At 33.1% G+C, this 20,141-nt stretch carries 17 protein-coding genes; 9 read left to right on the forward strand and 8 right to left on the reverse strand.

All coding sequences use genetic code 11. From position 1 onward, the window contains the following. Positions 1-80: 80 nt before the first annotated feature. The 3 genes from C8C83_RS19670 to C8C83_RS19680 form a co-directional block, all read right to left on the reverse strand. On the reverse strand, positions 81-1,139 hold the full coding sequence (locus tag C8C83_RS19670) for an SDR family oxidoreductase (protein WP_121330275.1): 1,059 nt from the start codon (positions 1,137-1,139) through the stop codon (positions 81-83). A gap of 88 nt (positions 1,140-1,227) precedes the next feature. Beyond that, positions 1,228-1,818: a Crp/Fnr family transcriptional regulator gene (locus tag C8C83_RS19675; protein WP_121330276.1), complete on the reverse strand. Its 591-nt coding sequence runs from the start codon at positions 1,816-1,818 to the stop codon at positions 1,228-1,230. A 199-nt stretch (positions 1,819-2,017) separates the two neighbouring features. Beyond that, complete coding sequence (locus tag C8C83_RS19680; protein WP_121330277.1) at positions 2,018-2,392, reverse strand: hypothetical protein; 375 nt, start codon at positions 2,390-2,392, stop codon at positions 2,018-2,020. A gap of 332 nt (positions 2,393-2,724) precedes the next feature. Between C8C83_RS19680 and C8C83_RS19685 the strand changes: the two genes are divergently transcribed. After that, a complete protein-coding gene (locus C8C83_RS19685) occupies positions 2,725-4,668 on the forward strand; it encodes a metallophosphoesterase (RefSeq protein WP_121330279.1) in 1,944 nt (647 codons plus the stop codon). 545 nt (positions 4,669-5,213) lie between these two features. Here C8C83_RS19685 and C8C83_RS19690 read toward each other — a convergent pair. Then, a complete protein-coding gene (locus C8C83_RS19690) occupies positions 5,214-6,275 on the reverse strand; it encodes a phosphatidylinositol-specific phospholipase C1-like protein (RefSeq protein ID WP_121330281.1) in 1,062 nt (353 codons plus the stop codon). A gap of 412 nt (positions 6,276-6,687) precedes the next feature. On the opposite strand from C8C83_RS19690, the gene C8C83_RS19695 reads away from it, so the two are divergent. From C8C83_RS19695 to C8C83_RS19725, 7 genes are all read left to right on the forward strand, one after another. Then, on the forward strand, positions 6,688-7,212 hold the full coding sequence (locus C8C83_RS19695) for an RNA polymerase sigma-70 factor (protein ID WP_121330282.1): 525 nt from the start codon (positions 6,688-6,690) through the stop codon (positions 7,210-7,212). 83 nt (positions 7,213-7,295) lie between these two features. Then, on the forward strand, positions 7,296-8,219 hold the full coding sequence (locus C8C83_RS19700) for a FecR family protein (RefSeq protein ID WP_121330283.1): 924 nt from the start codon (positions 7,296-7,298) through the stop codon (positions 8,217-8,219). 74 nt (positions 8,220-8,293) lie between these two features. Beyond that, a complete protein-coding gene (locus C8C83_RS19705) occupies positions 8,294-11,584 on the forward strand; it encodes a SusC/RagA family TonB-linked outer membrane protein (RefSeq protein WP_121330284.1) in 3,291 nt (1,096 codons plus the stop codon). Between the two features lie 3 nt (positions 11,585-11,587). Further along, positions 11,588-13,357: a RagB/SusD family nutrient uptake outer membrane protein gene (locus tag C8C83_RS19710; RefSeq protein ID WP_121330285.1), complete on the forward strand. Its 1,770-nt coding sequence runs from the start codon at positions 11,588-11,590 to the stop codon at positions 13,355-13,357. Between the two features lie 815 nt (positions 13,358-14,172). Next, complete coding sequence (locus C8C83_RS19715; protein ID WP_121330286.1) at positions 14,173-14,820, forward strand: outer membrane beta-barrel protein; 648 nt, start codon at positions 14,173-14,175, stop codon at positions 14,818-14,820. A gap of 126 nt (positions 14,821-14,946) precedes the next feature. Then, positions 14,947-15,726, forward strand: coding sequence for a DUF2490 domain-containing protein (locus C8C83_RS19720; protein WP_121330287.1), 780 nt, complete (start codon positions 14,947-14,949; stop codon positions 15,724-15,726). A 278-nt stretch (positions 15,727-16,004) separates the two neighbouring features. Beyond that, the gene (locus tag C8C83_RS19725; RefSeq protein ID WP_121331381.1) at positions 16,005-16,379 is read left to right on the forward strand and encodes an STAS/SEC14 domain-containing protein; all 375 of its coding nucleotides are present in this window, start codon (positions 16,005-16,007) and stop codon (positions 16,377-16,379) included. A gap of 194 nt (positions 16,380-16,573) precedes the next feature. On the opposite strand, the gene C8C83_RS19730 is transcribed toward C8C83_RS19725, so the two are convergent. The 3 genes from C8C83_RS19730 to C8C83_RS19740 form a co-directional block, all read right to left on the reverse strand. Further along, complete coding sequence (locus C8C83_RS19730; RefSeq protein ID WP_121330288.1) at positions 16,574-16,849, reverse strand: PrgI family protein; 276 nt, start codon at positions 16,847-16,849, stop codon at positions 16,574-16,576. A 30-nt stretch (positions 16,850-16,879) separates the two neighbouring features. Next, a complete protein-coding gene (locus C8C83_RS19735) occupies positions 16,880-17,278 on the reverse strand; it encodes a hypothetical protein (protein WP_121330289.1) in 399 nt (132 codons plus the stop codon). Positions 17,279-17,466: 188 nt separating this feature from the next. Beyond that, positions 17,467-17,829 (reverse strand): hypothetical protein, encoded by a 363-nt coding sequence (locus C8C83_RS19740; protein ID WP_121330290.1) that lies wholly within the window; start codon positions 17,827-17,829, stop codon positions 17,467-17,469. Between the two features lie 1,109 nt (positions 17,830-18,938). On the opposite strand from C8C83_RS19740, the gene C8C83_RS19750 reads away from it, so the two are divergent. Then, positions 18,939-19,325, forward strand: coding sequence for a helix-turn-helix transcriptional regulator (locus C8C83_RS19750; RefSeq protein ID WP_121330292.1), 387 nt, complete (start codon positions 18,939-18,941; stop codon positions 19,323-19,325). Positions 19,326-19,332: 7 nt separating this feature from the next. Here the strand turns inward: C8C83_RS19750 and C8C83_RS19755 are convergent, their stop codons facing one another. Then, on the reverse strand, positions 19,333-19,761 hold the full coding sequence (locus tag C8C83_RS19755; RefSeq protein ID WP_121330293.1) for a DUF6326 family protein: 429 nt from the start codon (positions 19,759-19,761) through the stop codon (positions 19,333-19,335). Between the last annotated feature and the right edge of the window lie 380 nt (positions 19,762-20,141).

Genomic DNA, 20,141 nt, shown 5'->3' on the forward strand with positions numbered 1-20,141 from the left:
AAATGACAATATTACGGATATACTTTATGATAAGAATCTAAAAATACTTAAAAGCTGTCAGAAGTGGCAGCTTTTTTTATTTAAGGAATAATCTTCTCCTGACGCAATTGATCAAATAGTTTAAAGAACATTTCTTCGGTATCTATAAATTCATAGAAACCAAAACGTCTGGCTTTGCTTCCGTCTGCGAAAAAATCGTAATCCCATGAAAAAACAAAATCTCCAAATCCCCAACTGGATAATTTTTCATAACTGTGTTTTTCTAAATTATGTTTCTCCTGAATATTTTTCCACAAAACTTCTTTATCAGCCATAACCGTTTGCAATTGCATTTGAAGTGGCGGCGCAACAGGAATTTCAAAATAAGAGGCAATTTTTGGCCATAATTCCGTCCATCTGAATAAATCTCCGTTTGAAATATTAAAAGCCTGATTGGCACATTGCACATTTGTAGCGGCCCAAACGGTAGCTTTTGCTAATAATCCTGCATCGGTCATTTCCATAAGTTTATCGTATGCTCCGGGTTTTCCGGGAAAACGAAGCGGAAGATTTAATTCTTTTGAAATGGAAGCATAAACTGCAATAACAAGTGCGAGATTCATTGGATTTCCCAAAGCTGTACCACCAACAACTGAAGGACGAATAGCCGTCCAATTCCAGTTTTTTCCTTGTTGTTTTTTCTCTAAAAATTCTTGCTGATTGATATTAAATTCCGGCGGCATATGTCCGGCATCACTTTCTTTTGCAGGAGTTTTAAAAGGTCCAAGATGCGCGCCATAAACTTTATATCCCTGCATTAAACTTATGTGCTGTAGATCTTTAGATAATGGTTCAATTGTGTTAACGACATTTTTGAGCATCGTCAAATTAGGTTCAACAAGTTCTGCCCACGAAGGACGATCTTGATAAGCCGCATAAAAAATATGAGTAATAGTATTGAGATGAGATAATTGCTTTTGAGAATCTTCAATATCCAGTAAATCGACTGAAATATATTCGAGATTTGGAGCATTTTCACCGCCTTTTCGGGATAAACCAATAACATTCCAATTGCTTAAAGACAAAAGATAATTGATAAGATTTGTCCCAATCACGCCATTTGCACCAACTACAAGCGCAGTATTTTTATTCGTTGCCATTTTCTTTGTATTTAAAATTACATTACAAAGTTGTGACAGTTTTAAAACAATAAAAATGAAGTAGATTAGGAAAAAAGGTTGAAGTAGTTCAACTTTTCTTTTTCAATTTATTGTTCCTTATTTTCGAAAGAAATTCAGTTGTCATGCCTAAATATGAAGCCAACGTATATTGAGGAACACGCTGAACAATTAGAGGAAAATTTTCGATAAAAGTATCGTAACGTTCTTCTGCTGTGGAAGTAAGATTCATAATAATTCGGCGTTGAAAAAATGCTGCAGTTCGCTCAGCCGTAATTCGGAAGAAAGTTTCAAATTTTGGATTAGCGTTCTTTAGTTTTGTTTCTGTTTCGAAATCAATTTGTAGAAGAACAGCATCTTCTAATGCGACAACAAACATAGTCGCTGGTTGCTGGTAAATATAACTGTTGTAATCAGAAATCCACCAGTCTTCGATCGCAAACGAAATCGTATGTTCTTGTCCCTGACCATTTACAACATAAGCTCTTAAGGCGCCTTTTAGGACATAACTTCTATATTTAGCGACAAAATCAGGCTGGATAATAAATTGTCTTTTTTTGATTTTTGTAATTTTAAACTCAGATACAAACTGATGAATTTCTTCTTCAGAAAGGGATATTCTTTGTTGTATGTGGTTTATTAAAGACTGATATTCTTCCATTTGGGGTATTTGTAATTTTTTATTCTGTGATTGCGATGATTTTTGTCAAAGTTGGTATGCTCATTTTTGTCATTTCGACCGAAGGGAGAAATCACACAAGAAGCTCCGCAAAGTATATTGTTAATCTTTGTCGAGCTACTCGCGGAGATCCCTCGTTCCTCGGGATGACAAGATTGTGTTTGCGTTTACGATGGTATTTTCATATCGATTCCCATTTTCCGTTTTGCTTTGCGATATCAATCAAAAGCTGACCATATTCTGTCATTAAACCTTGTTCAATCATTCTTTCTGCGCGATCACGGTTGGGTTGACTCCATTTACTTTTTTTAGGATTTCGCGGAGTAAATGTCAGATAATAACTTTCGCCATCACGTTTTTTACACAAACTATCAATCCATCCAAAACATAGTGCTTCTTCTGTGGCGTCGATGAGGTTTATACTTTCTACTTTACTTTTTTTATGGTATAAAATCAACCAAACCGATTTTTCAATCTGACTGTTTTCCTGAAGCCAATTGCGCCAATCATTTCTTGTTTGGGCGTAAATGGCGAGTTTTCCATCTTTTGTTTCCATAAGTTTAGAATTGAAAATGATTATAAATTTAAGGATTTTTTTACCGTGATGTTGATTTTACCGCAAAGTGCGCAAAGTTTTTTTCCTATGCGTGGTTTTATACAAACGCAAAGTTCGCAAAGCTGGCTGTTAACAAAGCTTTGCGAACTTTGCGTTTACTATGCGCAATCCAGAACAAAAAAACTTTGCGCGCTTTGCGGTAAAATACCTCCCAACAATAAATATTTATCATTAGGTAACAATACGATAAAGGTATTTCGGGTTTTAATCCATAAAATTGCACGTTCTTTTATGATTGCGCCATTTCATAAATCTCTTTAAAATTTAACCTAATGTCTTTAAAAATTATATCTCCTTATAAAATCTATTTCCTATTTCTATTTTTTCTCTGTTTTAATTCTAGTATTTCGGCACAAAAGCAAACAAAACTCGACGGTGTTCAGGTTGCTTTTTTGTCTGATGTGCATTTACAGGATTTATTCGGAACATTTTCTGATAATGATTATAAAGGTGTTTTGAATACCAAAACCGGAAAATATACGTTAATGAGAACAATGGCATCTCAGTTGCATTCGACGCGAATCTTCAATGAAAACTATTTTGCTTTTATTGCTGCTTTGGAAGATATTGCCAAGCGAAAAATAAAATATGTAGCACTTCCGGGCGATTATACAGATGACGGTCAGCCGATTCATGTAAAAGGCTTGGAAAAAATATTAGAAGAATATAAAAAGAAATACAATATAGAATTTTTTATCACAACAGGAAATCACGATCCCGTTGGGCCATTTGCACAAGAATCAGGCAAGGAAGATTTTCTTGGCGCAGACGGAAAAAGTCAGCCCATTTATAGCAAAGAAGGCCTTTATAAGCCAAACTTAACGATCGAACAGCCTGTAGTTGTAACCGCCGATATTGCTAAAATGGGTTATTTTGGAATCACGGATAATTTGAAAGATTTTGGTTTTTATCCCAATAAAAAATACAAATTCTGGGCAACTCCGTTTTCGACTTATACTTCTCAAAATTATAGTTTCGAAAAAGCTTCACAAGCTGCTCAATTGTCAAACCGAGTTTATAATGTGGCGCCGGGTTTTGAAGTTCCGGATGTGAGTTATGTTGTTGAACCTGTTGACGGACTTTGGTTGATGGCAATTGATGGCAATGTTTATATTCCGAAGAAAAGTGATGGAGATCCAAAAGATCCTAAAAATTATTCAGAAGCAAGTACAGGTTATAATAATGTGCTTTCGAATAAAAAACATCTTATAAAATGGGTCGAAGAGATTTCGGCGCAAGCCAAACTACAAGGTAAAACTTTGATCGCTTTCAGTCATTTTCCGATGATTGATTTTAATGATGACGCTTCCGCGGAAATAAAAGAATTACTTGGGCCAAATAAATGGCAATTAAACCGAGTTCCGGTTGAAGAAGTGGCGCAGGTTTTTGCAGATGCTGGATTGAAGATTCATTTTGGCGGACATATGCATATCAATGATACAGGAGTTAGAACAACTGCAAAAGGAAATACTTTGGTAAATATTCAAACGCCTTCGTTGGCGGCATATATTCCGGCGTATAAATTATTGACTATAAAAAAAGATAATCTTGTAGACATTCAAACGATAACAATTGATGATGTTCCGAGATATAACGAACTTTTTGATTTATATAGAACGGAATATAAATTCTTAGAAAGTCAAAACACAAAAGATATTTGGAATATTGATATTTTGAAAACTAAAAATTATCATGATTTCACTGATTTTCATTTGAAGGAATTAGTTCGTTTAAGATTTCTAAAAGACGATTGGCCAGAAGGATTCAAGAATTTCATTATGAATATTTCTGCAAAAGATTTATTCATTTTGGCTAATATAAAGTCGGTTAAAGATTTTGATTATAATCTTGAACATAAAGATGATTTTCAAAAGCAATGGATCGAAGCTGAAGGAAAAACTGATTTAATTTTATCGAATAAGAAAATAAAACGGGAGGATTTAAATTGGACAGGCTATGATTTATTAGTTGATTTCTACCGTTTTAGAAGTGCTGATGAATTGGCTTTAACCGATGTTGGAAGCACAAGAGCAATGCAATATAAATTACTTTCTCAATTGTTTTTTGAGAATCATAAAGATGATGCTTCAAAAGATAAACCGTTGCAAAACCAAATGCGATTGTTTCTGATTATTTTCAATAAATTCATGCACGAAGTTCCGGCAGATCATTTTAGTGTTGACTTGAAGAGCGGCGAAGTTAAGGAGTTGAAGTAAGGTTTGTTGGAGTGAATTTTACCGCAAAGGGCACGAAGGTTTTACGCAAAGTTCGCAAAGTTTTGATTTATGCTTGCTTTGCTTTTTTTAGATCGCAAAGCTTTGTAGGAAATGGCACGCGGATGACACGGATTCGCTAAAGCGAAAGCACGGATTTTTTACGGATTTTTTTGTCATTGCGAGGAACGAAGCAATCACATTTGCAAAATCAAGCTTTGTATTTTATTGTTAGTATGGTTGCTTCGTTCCTCGCAATGACTTTGTGGATAAAAAAATCTGTGTTAGATCTTTTTAAATCCGCGTCATCTGTGTGCCATGAAAAAGTTTTAGGTTTTACTGTGGGTGAAAATTGGAATGAATTTTACCGCAAAGCGCGCAAAGATTTTTTATTTGTAAGGTTTTATACAAAACGCAAAGTTCGCAAAGCTTTATCAAGAACTAGCTTTGCGAACTTTGTATTTACTAAACGCAATCCACATCAAAAAAACTTGCGAACTTTGCGGTTAAATTTTTATTCATCCCAACCTGAAAACCGAGACTGAAAACTATTCACCTCCAGTAACAGGATTTACTCTCACATAACTACCATCATCATATTTAATTTGATAAGGAGAATTAAAAAAAGTACTTGGCAAATAATAATCGGTGGTGATGATTTGTGCGCCTGATTTTTTGGCTGCTTCAAAGTGTGAATAATCGTTTTTGCGAGCTTCTTTAGTATCTGAATCTGCTCTTGTGCGGATTATATATCCTTTTTTGACTAGATCTGTAATTTTAGGATCTTCAGAATTGCCTATTAATAATGCTGCGGCTTCTGGTTTTCCAGGATCTGCGCAAATAAAAGCGACACGTTTTTCCAGCGATGGATGATCTAAAGCATACATATCTCTTTTGGCTCCGTTGTTGTCGAGGATAAACAAGAATTTACCTTTTGCTTTTTTCAGTGTTGGCCAATTGTTGTTTAGAACAGCTTCTTCGAGTGTTTTGTATTTTCCGCGAACCATATCCGGCGTGATTAATTTATTGCCTAAACCTTTTCGAAGTTCTTTGTCTAAAGCGTCAAATAATTCCGGTGTAAATTTTTCTGCTTTTGTACCTAAGAAACTGTCATCATCTTTTGGTTCTAGTGTAATAAAAACAGGAATATGATCAGGGTTTGCGTCTGACCATTTTTTTAATTCCGCCAAAGCGATTTGTAGCGTATAACAAGAAGTTCTAAAATCAATATCGATCATATGAAATACTTTAAAACCCGGTTTGTTCATTTCTCCTTTAGGATCATAAGCAGCTTCAGATTTTACAAGATCCAATCCTTTTGGGTGTGCATATTTTCCACCTTTAGAATCGGCCTGAACATCAATTTCTAAATTTCTAAGACCTTTATTTAATTGTTCTGTAAGCGAAATATGGGTGTATTGTAAACCTTTTAGAGATCGGGAAGTATCTTTTGCCTGAATAAAATTGTATAAATCAGGTTCAATATTGTGACGGTAACTGTTGTGAGATCCAATTACTTGTATCTGATTAATTTTTAGATTGTCATTTTGCGCGTGTAAACTATTGTTTATTGCGCCGGCAAGAAGTACTGCAAACAGAAGTTGTTTCATGGTTAAAAGTATGAGTTTTTATTAAGACTGTGGACGCAGCATTAGAAAAATCAACTTTTTAATATCTATGTACAATTATAAAAATACAACACGAATTGCACTAATTAGTTTGTGCAATTAATTTCACAAACAAGGTTAACTTATTTCAATTAGTGATAATTCGTTGAATTCGCGTTTATACTATTTATATCCAAAACGATAGCTTTTTAGAATGGACTAAATTAGATACGCTATTTGGTTTTTATGTTAGTTAAAGAAAAAGAAATCGCAAACTAAGTGTCATTTTTAGTGTAAAAAAGTAGTATTAGTAAAACAAATGAATTCATTCCTTAATTTAAAGATAACGTTCAGGAAAAAAACTTTGGTATAACATTTTATTATTTTACATCACCAAATAGTCCCCAAATTAGTTATGAAGAACCCTGAAATTTTTGAAAAAACGTATACTGAATACTGGAAAAAGCTCAATGCGTTTTCGTATACGATGACTCAGGATAAAGACTTGGCACAGAACATTGTTCAGGATGTTTTTATCGATTTATGGGAAAGAAAAGACGACCTGAATATAAATGCGATTGAACCTTATTTGTTTCGAGCAGTAAAAAATCAGGTTTTCAAACATTATCAAAATAACCGTTTTGATAAGACGATTCTGGAAGATCAATTTGAAGATTACATTATAGATAATTTTGCAACGATCGATCCTGAATTAATGGATTTACTTTATTCCTTATTAGATAAACTTCCGGAGAAACGAAAAGAGGTTTTATTAATGTATAAATTTCAGGATATGTCAATTGATCAGATTGCGGATGAACTTGGAATTTCTAAACAAACAGTTAAAAATCAAATTTCTTCAGCTTTAAAACAACTTCGCGAAGGCTTAAAAGATCTTGCCTGGCTTGCTCCATTCATTATTTTGCATCAAAAGTTTTAAGATAACTTTCTGTTAATGGTTTCATAATATTTCCGGATAGTACGATTTCATGATTCTGGTACTTACTAGTAATAATAAGTATTATGATAAAAAGAATTAAACACAGTTTAGAATATCTTATAGATAAAAGTTCTCGAAATAAAACTTCAATAGCAGAAGAAAATCTACTAAATGATTTTGCTTTTACGCAATATCAAGTTTCAAAATGGAATGATGATTCGATGGGAAATTCAGATGAAGTTTCTCAGGAGATCTACGAAAATATTCAACTTAGAATAGGGAAGAAGAGAAGCTTCAATCCTTATTTAAAATATATGGCAGCTGCCAGTATTCTCTTTCTTGTTGGTTTAGGATTTTATTTCAGACCAAATATTGCCGTCGAAAAGCAACTTTCATTTAAAACCTCAGATTCCCCCAAATCTATCGAATTAAGTGATGGCTCGAAAATTTATCTGGCAGCAAATTCATTATTTCAATATCCTGAAAAATTTGAAGGAGATGAAAGAAAAGTTTCGCTATTAAAAGGAAATGCATTTTTTGAAGTTGCCAAAGACAAAAAACATCCTTTTATAATTTCTTCGGGCGAAATTAAAACCAGAGTTGTTGGAACTTCATTTCACATTCAGTTATCAAAATCAAAATGTGAAGTAATTGTCGTTACCGGAAAAGTAAATGTTTCCTCAAAAGGACAAAGTGTTGATTTAGTACCAAATGAAGAAGCTTTATTTGAATCTCAGAAACTAACCAAACAAATGGCTGATAAATCATTTTTGGTTAATTGGTACAACACGGATGTGACATTAAATCAAACGACTCTTAAACATGTTATTACCATTTTACAATATAAATACGGAGTTTCATTTCAATACAATAATGAACACGTATTAGCAACGCCATTAACGGTGTTCATCAAGAAGGACGCATCATTAGAGAATGTTTTAGAACAAATTAATTATATCACAAACCTAAAATTCAAAGTTTATGACGAAATAGTAAAAGTGGATTAAAAACAAAAAAAGCAGTTGCTGAGAACAACTGCGATTAATAATTAAGTATCGATAAAAAACCAATAACTTAAATCATGTATTTTAAACTTTCCTATTTAAATCTAAAGAGAATTTTCTTTTTAGTACTGGCGTTACTGGCCATTCAAAATGGTTACAGTAAAACTAATTTTACAGAGCATTCAAAAGTAAAAAATAAAACAGAAAAAGCTACGCTTGTTTCTATTTTTTCAAAATTAAGCAAACAAACTGATTACAAATTCAGTTACGGACAAGCAATTATCGCTGATAATACTACTTATACGGTAGATTTTTCAGATGATTCTGTGAGTTTAATATTAAGTGATCTTTCTAAAAAGGCTAATTTCAACTATAATATTAATGGTAAATTAGTTTTAATTCAAAAAACAGAAGCGCCTAAAACTATCTCTCGTAAAGCAATTGACAGAGTTAAGGTAAAAGGAAAAATTGTTGACGAAAATAAAGTGCCAATTCCTGGTGCGTTTATTAAGGAAACAAACTCTTCAAATTCAACAACTTCTAATTTTGATGGAGAATTTGAAATTACTGTTGGCGAAGGCAAAACAATCGAAGTTACATACATGGGTTATAAAACCAAAACTGTTGTAACACAAAGCGGTTTCATGACGATTCAGTTAGAACCAAATACTGCTGAATTGAGCGAAGTTTTGGTTGTAGGTTATGGTAAACAAGCTAAAAAAGATGTTACCGGAGCTGTTACACAACTTCAAGCATCAAGTTTTAGACAAGGAGTTAATGTTTCAGCTGATAATTTATTACAAGGAAAAGTAGCCGGAGTTCGTGTTGTAAGCACAAGTGGAGAACCGGGAGCTGGAGTAAACGTTACGATTCGTGGAGTTGGATCTATCAGAAGCGGAAGTACGCCTTTGTTCGTAGTTGACGGTATGCCATTGTCTAATGATGATGTAAGCCCATCAGGAACGAATGTTGGTTTTGGAAGTTCGACTGCAAAAAATCCATTAAACTTTTTGAATACAAGTGATATCGAATCGATTACGGTTCTTAAAGATGCATCTGCTTCTGCAATTTATGGAGCAAGAGGATCTAATGGAGTTGTTTTGGTTACTACTAAAAAAGGATCTAAAGGGGAAGGAACTTTAACTTATGATTCTTATATGGGAGTTTCGAATGTTGCTCACAAACTAGATGTTTTAAGTGCAAGTGAATATAGAAATGCTATAAAAGATAAGTCTTTTGATCATGGCGGAAACACAGATTGGCAAGATGTAATTTTTAGATCTGCAATTACTACAAACAACGCTTTGTCTTTTGCAAAACAAACAGAATCTGGAAATTATTATGCATCTGTTGCACAAATGGATCAACAAGGAATTATTCGTAATAGTAATTTCAAACGTCTTTCAGGAAGAATTAACGCTGCTGAATCATTTTTGGACAACAAACGTTTAAAATTAAAAGTGAATCTTACAGCAAGTCAAACTGTAGATGACGGAGTTCCAACAAGTGATGACGGTGGTTCTAACGGACAATTGGTTATTCATACTTTGATGGCTAATCCAACAAGATCAGTTTTTGATGCAAACGGAAACTACACGAATTTTAACATGAATGCGCATTACAATCCTGCTTATTTATTGAGTATTTATGAGGATCAAACAAATACACTGCGTGTTTTAGGAAATCTTGAAGCTTCGTTTAGAATCGTTAATGGATTAGAATATAAACTGAATGTTGGTGTTGACCGTTCAACATCTGAAAGAAATACTACTATTTATCCAAACATTACGGATATCAGTAAAATTGGTAAATATGTTCAGAATAATCTTGATTCGAAAAACTCATTAATCGAACATTATTTAACGTACAACGGAACATTTGGAAAACATAAAGTAGAAGCATTAGGTGGTTTCTCTTATCAAAAATTCGAAAGATCAGGTACAAGTTTTAGTATTGAAGGTATTACAGAAAAAGGTGTTGGTGTAAAACCGGAAATCAATCCTGGATTCAAAGGAATTCTGCCTGTACTTTCAGGATATGCACAGGAAAATGAATTGCAGTCTTATTTTGGAAGATTGAATTATACTTTTAATGAAAGATATCTTTTAACAGCTTCGATGAGAGCGGATGGTTCGACTCGTTTTGGAGATAATAACAAATACGGTTACTTTCCTTCATTTGCTTTAGGATGGAATATTTCTAAAGAAAATTTCTTGCAAAACATAGAAGCTATCAACAACTTAAAGTTAAGAGCGAGTTGGGGACAAACAGGAAATCAGGAAGTTGAAAATAAAATTACAAAAGCAGCTTATTCTTTATCTGGTGCTGACGGGTATTATTTATACGATGATTTAAATTTAGTAAACGGAGTTTCTGTTGTTAGAACACCAAATCCTGATTTAAAATGGGAGGTTGTAACTCAATCTAACTTAGGTTTAGATTTTAATTTATGGAGAGACAAATTGTACGGAACTCTTGATTATTTCAAGAAAACCACTACAGATGCAATCTTAAACGTTACTTCGCCACTATTAAGCCCAACGAACACAGTTTGGACGAATCTTAGTAATCATGGTAAAATTGTGAACAAAGGTTTTGAGTTTATGTTAGGTTCAAAAGTAGTTGACACTAAAGATTTTACATGGAACGTTGATGTAAACGGAGCAACATTAAACAATAAAATTGAAGATTTACCAATTTCAGAAATCTTAACAGGAACTATTTCAGGACCTGGACAATCTGGTGTAAATGCAAATATTTATAAAAGTGGTTATGCTGCAGGATCTTTCTACTTATTACAACACATAGGTTTTGACAGCAAAGGTGGTAACATCTTTAAAGATCAAAACGGAGACGGAAAAATTGATAACAGCGACAGAGTTATTATCGAAGGAGCTTTACCAACTTTTTACTACGGACTTAACAGTGATATGAGATATAAAAACTTTAGTTTTTCATTCTCAATTATTGGACAAACCGGAGGTTATTTGTTGAATAATACTGGATTAAACGCTTTAAATATCAACAACCTGGCTTCTGACAGAAACGTTTCTACAAATTATTATGAGTCTGGTGCAAATCCAACAAACTCACCAATTTTGTCGACTCTTTTCTTAGAAAAATCTGATTTTATCCGATTAAATACAGCACGTATTGGTTATAATTTCGACTTAAAAGGACTGAACTGGTTAAACGGATTAACTCTTTATGTAACAGGAAATAATCTGGTAACAATAACGCATTATTCAGGATTTGACCCATTAATAAACAGCCCAAAACCAAGCGCAGGAAACCAATCTATTGGTATTGATTATGCGGCTTATCCAACTTCGAGAACGTTCAGTTTCGGAGCAACTTTAAAATTATAAATCATGAAGACAAAGACATTTTTTAATATAAAAACTTTAACAATATTCTCTTTTATTATTCTTTTAAGCAGTTGTACTGATTTAAATGAAGTTGTTTTAGATGAGAAATCAGGAAATTCTGTTTCAGATCCTGCAGGTTCACTTGCTGCAGCATATGACAGACTTGGAGACGGAACTTTTACAGATCACGGAGCCGTTTTTGCCATGCAGGAATATACTACTGATGAAGCTATTTTGCCAACTCGCGGAAGTGACTGGGGAGATGGTGGAAAATGGAGAGATATGCACGAATTTACATGGAGTCCAACGAATGCAATTATCGTTTCTAACTGGGATTTATTGACTAACGGAATCACTCGTTCTTTGAGTGCAGTTAGATCTGTAGCAGCAGGCACTTTTCCTGAAAAGACATTGTTTTTGGCAGAATCAAAAGCGCTTTTAGCTTTTTATACTTACACGACATTAGATTTATACGGACAAGCACCATATAGAGATCCTTCGAGTACAACGGCACCTTTGCAAATTTTAAAAGCTGATACTCAAATTGACCAATTAATAAAAGATGTTGAAGCATTAATACCTGATTTGGCTGATAGTGGAACTCAAAGAACACACCACGGAAGATTTACGAAACAAGCTGCTTATGCTTTTTTAGCAAATATGTATTTAAATCGTGCGGTTTTTAAAGATCGTTTCAATGCTTCGTTTGCTTTTAATTTTAATGAAGCTGCTGTAACCGGAACGGGAACAGATATGGATCGTGTTATTTATTATACATCATTATTGATTGATTCAGGAAAATATAGTTTAGAAAGTGATTTCTTTAAAAACTTTGCAAGAACGAATGAGAATGGTACAGAACTTATTTTTGCAATTACTCAAAAGATAGATTACATCCGTAACGGTTCTAACAGTTTTGCATATGTATGTATGGAGCGTAACCAGAGAACATCTGCTGCAAACAGAGGAACAAATGCTGCTTGTACAACTCCGGAATTCTACGCATCTTGGGATGGTAATCATGACGATCCAAGATTTGAACAACATTATCAATATGCTGATGGAACATGGTTTATGAATGATGGTACTGATGTAAGTGTTCCTGCAACAGACATCGTTCCTAAAAGTAGTCCAAGTTTGCCTTGGTTCCATTTTAACAGAGGAATTCAGGCTGGACTTCAATATGGTCCTATATTATTGCCTTCAGGATCTCTTGAAATGGTTGGTAATCGTATAAAAGTTTCTCCATTAGTTATGGAAAAAAGTACAACTACAAGAATGAATTTTACGCCATCATTGACATTTGCAGATCCTACTAAATCTGTTTTTGCTCAAAACGAAATCAATCAGGGAGCTCGTGTTTTTAAATATGAATTTGATCCTGAAGGAGGAAACGGTAACAGTAATGTTGATATTCCGTTATTCCGTTTAGGTGGAATTTATGCGATGAGAGCTGAAGCTTATTTTAGAAAAGGAAGTACAGGTTTGGCAATGGCTGATCTTAACAAATTGCGTACAAGCAGAAAAAGAGAATCGTTGTTTGGAAACGCTGCCGGAAAAGCTCTTACGACATTAGATTCAGATCAGTTATATAAAGAATTAGGTTATGAATTGTACTGGGAATTACAAAGAAGACCAGAAAGTATTCGTTTTGGAAAATTCGATTTACCGGGAACTGCAAAAGCAGCAACTCAACCATTTAGAAGAATATTTCCAATTCCACAAGCGGTTATCGACCAAAAGGTAATCAAACAAAATCAAGGATATAATTAAAAGTTTTGTGTGTTAGTTTATTTTTTTTACAAAATGCCTGTTTCGAAAGAAACGGGCTTTTGTTGTTTATAGATAATTTGTATTTGCAGATTTTATAGATTTTTGGTTTGTAGACACACACAGTCGTAGAGGCGCACAGCAATGCTTCTCACGTTTGTCACGTCCAAAAGAGAGGTAGATAATTAATGCACATTTCAATTTGTAGAGGCACACAGCAGTGCGTCTCACGTTTGTCACGTCCAAAAGAGAGGTAGATAATTAATGCACATTTCAATTTGTAGAGGCGCACAGCAATGCGTCTCACGTTTGTCACGTCTAAAAGAGAGGTAGATAATTAATGCACATTTCAATTTGTAGAGGCGCACAGCAGTGCGTCTCAAGTTCCAATTGTCGATTTCTATTATGGATATACTTTGTGTTAGACGCACTGCTGTGCGTCTCTACGGTCAATGGGAATCGTAGAATTGGAATGGTAGAATTGGAATGGTAGAATTGGAATGGTAGAATTGGAATCGGAAAATTGGAATGGAAAATTAGAATCATAAAATCGAATGAGATATCTAAACAAAAATATTGAATCGGATTCCCAAAACTTCGGGATAATACGTCAGAACCTCCAAATAATGGTTTCAAATTGTAATTTGCAACCATTAATAGGCTATATATCAAGGATTTTTATTTCGGTTTTGAATAATTTTGAAAAAATGTAAAATAATTTATAGGTACAACGTGTTAAATATTGTAAGATAAATTTTACATTTGTAAAATCATTAACTGTTATAGTTAACATAGAAACCCTTAAAAAAAATCAAATTATGAAAAAGAGTCATTTATTATTCGTTGTTTTTTTCTTCTCGCTGACAATGTCAGCTCAAAGTTCGGGAGCATTTTTACTAAATCTGTATGGAGGTTATACTTTTTCAGACAGAGTAGATTTTGATGACTCATACGCACGTGTGGAAGATGGTTTTGAATATGGTTTAGGTCTGGAATATTTTATAATGGATAACGCTTCTATAGAATTAAAATATAACAGACTAGATACAAATATGCCTCTTTACACAAAGACTGCATTAGCTGGTGGTATTACTCCTGGAACTCAGCTTAATGCTGGAAATGATAAAGGAGCTATTAATTACATATTGGCTGATTATACCTATTATTTTATGGATAGTTCAAAACAAGTCCGACCATTTTTAGGCGCTGGTGCTGGGGTTTCGATTCTTGAAACACCTAATAGTGGCAGCGGAACTTATTTTGCGTGGGAACTTAAAGGAGGTGTAAAAATCAAAACCAGTTCACCATTATCAATAAACCTTCATGCTTATTTACAATCTATGTCGGCAGCTGTTGGATATGATTATTATTGGGATTATTACTGGGGACCTGTAGCGGTTAATGATTATGTTTCAACATTTCAGTTTGGACTTGGAGCATCTTTAAGTTACGATTTCAGCAAATAAAAAAGCTTCATTATTAGCAAAATAAAGATTAAAAGCGAAAATGCATTCATTTGTATTTTCGCTTTCTAATGCTTTACAAATTTGTGCAGATTAAAAATAACTTTCAATAGAGACAAGAAATAAAGCATGAGGTATATTATTTATGTTCTCTTACTGTTTACCGTAGCGGTTCATTCGCAATCAGATAACCTAAATCAGGTTTGGAATGAATATGCATTTACAAAAGATTTAAGTCAAAATTGGGTAGTCGAATTAGATGCCGGTTTTACCTCGAGCAGCACGCCCGAGGATAAATCTTTTTTTCATGACATTACGCAAACCTATCTTAGAGGATGGGCACATTACTATCCCGGCGATCGATGGAAAATATCAATATTTTATGCTTACTATTCAAATAAAAATGTGCCTGAACTTAATCAGACAGAAGCGCCCGAGTGGCGTTCAGCATTACAAGTAAGCTACAGTTTGCTAAAAGATTACAGAATAAAAGTAAATTTGAGAGCACGACTCGAAGATCGCCATCTCCATAATGATGATGGTTATTTTGAAGCAGTAGAACGGTTTAGGTTTCAGGTTAAAGCAGTATATCCAATCACTAATGTGAAAATACAGAAAGGCGTATTATATTCATTTGCTGCAGACGAAGTTTTTTTTAAAACCGATAGTCAGGTCGCAGGTCCCGAAAATTTTGACCGAAACAGATTAACACTTGGATTAGGTTATGAATTTATCAAGGATTTTGTACTTGAAGCTTCTTATAACAACGAAATTATGCCAAGGAAAGACACGGATAAATTTGTTAATGCAATACAGGTAAAACTAATTATTAATAATTTCCTTCCAGATCTTATAAAATCATTCCACAGAACCAAAAAAGCTGTTGATGAAGGAAACGGTGGTTTATAAAAATATTGATTCTGATAGTCCTAAAAATCGAAGATTATCAGTAACTTAGTATATCAGAATATCTCATAAAACAAAACTACTTTACAAAATAAACAGTAAACTTAGTACCTTAGAACCTCAGTAACTAAGCACCTTTTAAAAAAAACATCGTTATTTTATAATAATACAAAGAGATGATATAATAGCTGAACACTATTCCAGAGGTATTTTTGATAGGAATTTCGGTGAAAACCAAAAATTACAAATCCGACATTAATAACATTCAAAATAGAAACATCATGATACATCAAATCGATACAACAGATAATATTGTAGCATTTAGAGCATTAGCAGAAGTAACAACAGAAGATTTTTTAACCGTAGTTATTCCCGCAGTCGAACATTTAGTAAAACAGACTAATGAAATTAATTTTTTATTAGTTTTAGATACTGATCTAGAGAATTTTACTTCCGGAGCGTGGCTGCAAGATGCATTATTAGGACTAAAACATCTTGGAAAATGGAATCGCGCTGCCATAATTTCAGATTCTGAAGAGATAATTTCCTTCACAAACGGATTTAGTTATGTTGTTCCGGGCGAATTTCACGGTTTTAAAAAAGAAGCTTTCAACAAAGCCTTAAATTGGGTTGAAGGAAATATAAATATCTCTTAAAAAATTGTTTCCGGTTTGAAAATTTGTTTCAGGTTTTCTTTGTTTCAAGTTTAACCTTTATCTAAAAAAAATAAGCCACGAATTCACAAATTATTGCCTACTATTATGTAGAAAGATTTGTGAATTCGTGGCTGTTTTTTCATCAGATTTTAACCTGAAACCTGAAACAAAGAGAACTTGAAACAAATTTTAAATTAGTGATTATATTCTATACCACTACTGTCATTGATTTCGCTTTTTGCTTTCGAAATTTTAGAATATTGTTTATAACAAGCCGAAGCTATTAAAGGCAATGCAAGACTACCAACAACTGCAGCTGTTTTATTTTGTCCTGCTTTTTTAAGAACGGCACTTGCAATAAGTGAGCCTACTCCGGCAAAAAGCAATTGTTTTGTAGATAGATTTGGCATTTTAGATTTTTCAGGAGTAATTCCGTGAAGTAGAGGGTCTATGAAATTTAAATTTTCCATGATTTGTTGAATTTTGTTTGTTATACTTTATTATGTAGATAGCTTTTCAGTATCAGTTTCTTGTTCGATTTTTTCAATTTCGACTTTTTCTTTCTTAATAGCTTGTCTCAATAATGCAAAAAGGCTCATATAGACATTTGCTAAAAAAACAAGCGAAAATCCTGCCAAAATGTACCCGCGCCAATCATTTAAGAAAAGTTTATAATTACAAAGAACCAAAAATGCAATTGTGACATAATGGCTAAAACAATACTCGCAAGTAAAGAGATAAAATGCCTTTCTGCCAAGAATTGTCTTCTCGTTTTTAGAATGTTTGATACACCATTCGCGAGGTTCTTTGAATATTTCTTCGTGCGTAACCGTCCAACTGATACAAGCAATTGGAAGAGCGAGAACAAAAAGCCAGATGATTTGAATTGTGATATCCATGTGCTACTGCATTTTCTAAAACCAGTTTAATTGGTTTAAAACTGATAATCTAAAATTACGGTAATTCGAAGAAGAAAAATTATATAGTTTTAATTTTTTCTTATAGAATTTCAGGCTGATTATCAACAAAAGCAGATAACTGCCAAGAATATTTCTTAGCAGTTATCTGTTTCTACAGGGGACTATTTTTAGAAATTTCCAGGTTCAAGACTCGGAAAAGGATCGTGAGATATCTCGTGAAGACCATCATCAGAATCGTCATCATCATCAGAATCATCGTCGTCGAGATCACCGTCTTTTTCTAAAGTATTATCTACATTTTCTGAATCTTCGTCATTTGTGATTTGTTCTTCTCCATTTATGATAGCTTCTTCATTAGGAGTATTTTCGTTTCTGTTGAAATCATTTGTTTCATGATTAACATCAGTTATTAATACTTCCTGAAATTGATTTTCGTCATTAAAAATGGTGTCAGAATAGTTGTTTTCCTTTTCGATAAGAGTATCAAGATCACTATAATCGCGGTAATTGTGGTTGTTTAGCTTTTCCATGATATTTTATTTTAAGTCGTTTTTATGGCTTATTTTCGAATTTAATTTTACAGGCTTTTACATTTGCTAATTTACCCCAGTAATTTACGCAAAATATTACAAAATATGTGTTTCTATTTCTATAATTATCAGTTGATTATATTGCGATCTTTTAAATATGGAGTATTGAGGGAATTTTAGAAGTAAGCAAGTTCTTTATTTAATTGTCAGAAATTATTTCTCTAGTAAAAAAAAGTTAAGATAAACATTGAAAAATTTAAAAAGTAAGACTTGTTTTATGAAAACTGAACTATCATAGGTTTTAAATTGTATTTAGGATTTAATTATAACTTTTAGTTATATTCTATGAGATGTGTTGTAAGAAAAAAAAGAAGTTATTGCGTAATATTGCGGAAGAGAGTTTATTGCATTGAAAGATAGCAATATTCCTTAAACAAATCCCTAAATTGTTTTTTACCTACTATTTATTATGTTCATTACCCTTACCTCAAATCAAGTCCATTTTTGTTATAACAAAAATCAATGGCAATACTCTTTTGATGAAATAATTGAACTTGGTATATCCCGAAAAAAGAAAACCTATTTTCTTGTAAATGCCATGTTTATTCTCGTCACCGCGATAGCTTATTATTGCATGATTTTTTCAGATATAAACGATATGTATTATATCATTCCTACCTTATTATGTTACACTTTTCTAATTATTCTCAGATTTAATAATCGTACAGAATTTGAATATTCTGTTTTGGTCCGGAATATTTACGGAAAAGAAATTACAGTCAAAATCAAAGCCGAAGACCGGAATCTTATCGGCAGGCAAATAGATCAGTACTTAAACCTACAGTATGATCGAATGATAAAAAAAACGGCCTAATTTACTAAAATTTACTAAATGTTATTACCTCTAATCTCCAGTTACGATTTAGTGTGTATCGTTATAGCCGTAATCTACGGATTTGTAATTATCGCAAAGAAAAAATAACAAAACCCCCGATTTCATTGTCTTACCAATGAAATAGTTTCAGCATGCATTTCAAAATGGAGCCGCTGCAGTATCAGATTCTGGTATTGAGTTGTTTTAGTTATTCTACATCCCCAAAAGAAAAAATATGTCAACCTCAATAAAAAATAAAATAAAAAGTATCAGAGAACTAAAAAATTACACACAAGAATATATGGCTGAACAACTGGGCGTTACTCAGGCTGGTTATAGCAAAATTGAAAAAGGTAAAACTATTTTATCCTACGTTAAACTAGTCGAGATTGCCCGGATTTTAGAAGTAAGTGTAGAAGATATTCTAAGTTTTGATGGTCAGCGTTATTTTGGGAATTTTAATAAAGTCATCGGAAATAATAACGGAAGCATTCTGATAAATACCGAAAATACAACAACTCTAAATGTTTTGTACGAGGATAAAATAAAACTCCTCGAAAAGCTTCTTCATAAAACAGAGGCAGAACTGGAGCGTTATAAAATGAAATTTGGAGAAATCTAAAAAATTATTACAATTCGCTTGGCCATTTCCAGGCATAATAAACAATCAGAAACGTAATTAAACTTTCAAGAAGCGCCAAAAAAACATAAAAACTTCTCCACGGCGTTAACGAAGTAAAAGCAATTAAAACCATAATTAAAGTATAGAAAACTCCAAATAAGACATTGAGAAATCTATTGATTTTTGGTTTTAACAAAATAGAAAAAAACACCATCACCGCCGGAATGGCGAGTAAAATTGCCGCCATAAATAATTTTACAGGATTGTCAAATAAATTTTCTCCGCTTACAAGTCCAGCCGTTTTTTGCGGCACATACAATTCAAAATAATCTCCATATAAATAACACAATGTTACAGATGTCCAGAGAAAAGCAAGTTTGATTTTGACATTGACTTCAAAATCTTTTAAACTATTGGTTTTTAGTTTTTTATCCATGGTTTTTGGTTTTCTGTAGGACGAATTATTACAGAATTTGTTACAGATTAGAGATTTTTAATTGAGGTTATGGAATCAAATATAGTAAACAAAATTTTCGCAAAAGACACAATTCTTATGATTTGAGAGTAGAGGTTTGTCATTTCGACGAAGGAGAAATCCCCACAAGAAGCTCGACAAAGATTAGATTTTCGTTGCGGAGTTACTTGCGAGGATTTCTCCTTCGTCGAAATGACAATATTGTGTTTAAGCATGGAGGTTTTGCGAAATTGATTTTATTTTCGAAGAACTTAACATAATGAAATTGACATTTGGAACATGATTTCGTAATAAATTAATTATTATTTTTATATAAAAAATATTCAAGTTTACTTTTGAAA

Source organism: Flavobacterium sp. 90 (assembly GCF_004339525.1).
In the GTDB taxonomy this organism is placed as follows: domain Bacteria; phylum Bacteroidota; class Bacteroidia; order Flavobacteriales; family Flavobacteriaceae; genus Flavobacterium.